General features: G+C 57.3%; 3 protein-coding genes. All 3 read left to right on the top strand.

Going from position 1 to position 3,112, the window contains the following annotated elements; translation table 11 throughout:
* Window positions 1–285 (top strand): substrate-binding domain-containing protein (locus tag QW71_RS35810; protein ID WP_039310714.1); only part of this gene is annotated, 285 nt, incomplete at its 5' end.
* Between the two features lie 100 nt (window positions 286–385).
* Complete coding sequence (locus QW71_RS35805) at window positions 386–2,680, top strand: alpha-galactosidase (protein WP_039310711.1); 2,295 nt, start codon at window positions 386–388, stop codon at window positions 2,678–2,680.
* Window positions 2,681–2,792: 112 nt separating this feature from the next.
* On the top strand, window positions 2,793–3,086 hold the full coding sequence (locus QW71_RS40770; protein WP_160311865.1) for a hypothetical protein: 294 nt from the start codon (window positions 2,793–2,795) through the stop codon (window positions 3,084–3,086).
* Window positions 3,087–3,112: the final 26 nt, after the last annotated feature.

Here is a 3,112-nt window from a genome sequence, read left to right as displayed (position 1 = left end):
GCCTGCTTCGCGGCCAGTGACCCGCTGGCGGTCGGCGCCCTCCGCGCCCTGCACGACCACGGCGTGCAGGTGCCTGCAGAGATGGCCATTGTCGGCTTCGATGATATCGAGATGGCCGCCTACGTCCAGCCTCCGCTGACAACGGTGCGCGCCTATCCCGAGCAGATGGGCAAAGCGGCTGTCCAGCTGCTCGCCGAGCGGTTCGAAGGACGCGAAGTGCCATCGCATACGATTATCGGCACGAAGCTGATCGTCAGGGAGACCAGCGGCGGAACAACTGACTAAACGGCAGTCTGAATCTATGTAAACAGAAACTATATATTGCAGCTGCAATAACGGACCGGATCACCGGACCGCATCACATCCGACAAGGAGAGTTATGAATATGAACATTATCGCAGATGAAACGTTAGGCCTGTTCCACCTTCAGTCCAAAGATACCAGCTATATTATCCAACTGGTGGACGGCTATCCTGCCCATGTATACTGGGGTGCACGGCTCCGCCATGACAACAGCCTGACCGGGGCGCTTGAGCTGCGCGAGCGCGCATCCTTCTCCCCAACCCCGCTGCTGCAGAAGCCCACCCTCTCTCTGGATGCTCTGCCCCAGGAATATCCGCAGTATGGAACAAGCGATTTCCGCCGGCCTGCCTATCAGGTTCAGCTGGCTGACGGCACGCGGATCTCTGAACTCCAATATGCCGGCTACACAATCACAGCGGGCAAGCCGGCCCTTGAAGGGCTGCCTTCGGTCTATGCGGAGAATGAAGCGGAAGCCCAGACACTGGAGCTTACACTGAAGGATGATTACGCGGGTCTGACCGTTAAGCTGATGTATACCGTCTTCGCCGGCCATAGTGCAATTACCCGTTCTGTCCGCTTTGAGCATAACGGTGAGGCACCGCTGCGGCTGGAACAGGCGCTTAGCGCATCCGTTGATTTCGCAGATTCCTCCTACGATACCCTGCACCTGAGCGGTGCATGGGCGAGAGAACGCCATGTTCAGCGCCGTCCGCTTACCCCGGGCGCAGCCTTGTCGCTGGAGAGCCGTCGCGGCTCAAGCAGCCACCAGACCAATCCGTTTCTTGCCCTGCTCCGTCCGGGCGCGGATGAAGACCAGGGTGATGTATTCGGCTTCAATCTGGTCTACAGCGGCAGCTTCGCCGCAACTGCAGAGGTTGAACAGTTTGGACAAACCCGGGTAAGCATCGGGATTAACCCGTTCGACTTCTCCTGGCTGCTGGAACCGGGCCAATCGTTCCAGACCCCGGAGGCTGTACTCGTCTATTCCAGCGAAGGACTCGGCGGTATGTCACGCACCTATCACCGGCTGTACCGGACCCGGCTGTGCCGCGGCGTTCACCGCGACCAGGCCCGTCCGATTCTCGTCAATAACTGGGAAGCGACCTATTTCGATTTCGACGCCGACAAAATCGCTGCGATCGCCAAGGAAGCAGGCCCGCTCGGGATTGAACTGTTCGTACTTGACGACGGCTGGTTCGGCAAGCGCGACAAAGACAACAGCTCGCTGGGCGACTGGTTCGAAGACCGCCGCAAGCTGCCTGAAGGTCTTGCCGATCTTGCCGGCAGAGTCAACAAGGAAGGTCTGCAGTTTGGGCTCTGGGTTGAGCCGGAGATGGTCTCCCCGGACAGCGACCTGTACCGGAAGCATCCGGACTGGTGTCTGCATGCCGAAGGACGCCGCCGTACAGAAGCCCGCAACCAGCTTATTCTGGATCTCTCCCGCCCGGAAGTATGCGATTATCTGTACGAGACACTCAGCGCAGTCTTCTCCAGCGCACCCATAACCTATGTCAAATGGGATATGAACCGCAACATGACGGAGATTGCCTCTGCCAACGCCAGCCCTGAGCGGCAAAAAGAAACCGCCCACCGCTATATGCTCGGCCTGTACAACCTGCTGGAGCGCCTGACCTCGCGCTTCCCCGATATCCTGTTCGAGAGCTGCTCCGGCGGCGGCGGCCGGTTCGATCCGGGAATGCTGTTCTACATGCCGCAGACCTGGACCAGTGACGACACCGATGCGATTGAACGCCTGGCTATTCAATATGGTACTAGTATTGTCTATCCGGCCAGCAGCATGGGGGCTCACGTGTCGGCAGTACCGAACCATCAGGTTGACCGCATTACCTCCCTTGCCACCCGCGGGGATGTAGCGATGAGCGGCAACTTCGGCTATGAGATGGATCTTACCAAGTTCACGGAAGCCGAGAGGGATCTGGCTGCCCGGCAGATTGCCCAGTACAAGGAGATCCGCACGCTGGTGCAGCAGGGCGATATGTACCGTCTGCAGAGTCCGTTTGAGGGCAGCGGTGATACCGCCTGGATGTTCGTCAGTGAAGATAAGACGGAAGCCTTTGTTGCCTACTTCCGGGTGCTGGCCAAGCCCAATGCACCGATCTCGCGTCTTACGCTCAAGGGGCTCGATCCTGAGCTGGATTATGTGATTGAGACTGGCGCAGCCGGTGTTACCACAAACGGTCACGGCGGCGGGGAAGCTTCTGTATCTGCTGATGGGCAGAGCTCCACTCCGTTCCAAACGGCCTTTGACGGCACCCCTCTCGGCGGCGACCGCCTGATGCGTATCGGTCTGGTCGTTTCCGATCTGCGCGGCGATTACGCAAGCTGCACCTATCGCCTGAGAGCTGTACAGCGTTAATCCTTAAATATTGAGAAGGCTTCGGTCTCCCCTGGGACTGGAGCCTTTTGGTGTTATATGGATCGGCGAGACTACATAACAGATAAAGAATAGCTATTACTCTAGTGAATAGTTGGCTTCAGCTACTGTTGATACTACTACTGCTGCTGCGGTTGCTGTTGCTGCTGTTGTGGCTGCGGTTGCGATTGCTGTTGTGGTTGCTGCTGCGACTGTTGTTACTGCCGTTGCTGTTACTGTTGCTGCTGCAGTTGCGGTAAATTCCCGGTTTAAGCGGCTGCTTTTAAAAATCCTGCACCAAATACAACATTTCCCTCGATATCTCGGCCATAATCTGAAATTGTTGTATAAACTGCAGCATTTCTGCTCTCCCAGGCGACTAAGCGGTAGCGTCAAGAAGTTTGTGTAAGAGAGTAGAAGTACCTCCCCGGGTTA

Source organism: Paenibacillus sp. IHB B 3415 (assembly GCF_000802655.2).
GTDB lineage: Bacteria > Bacillota > Bacilli > Paenibacillales > Paenibacillaceae > Paenibacillus_AQ > Paenibacillus_AQ phytohabitans.
Note: the sequence above shows the minus strand (reverse complement) of the source record. Positions and strands in the feature narration are given on the sequence as shown.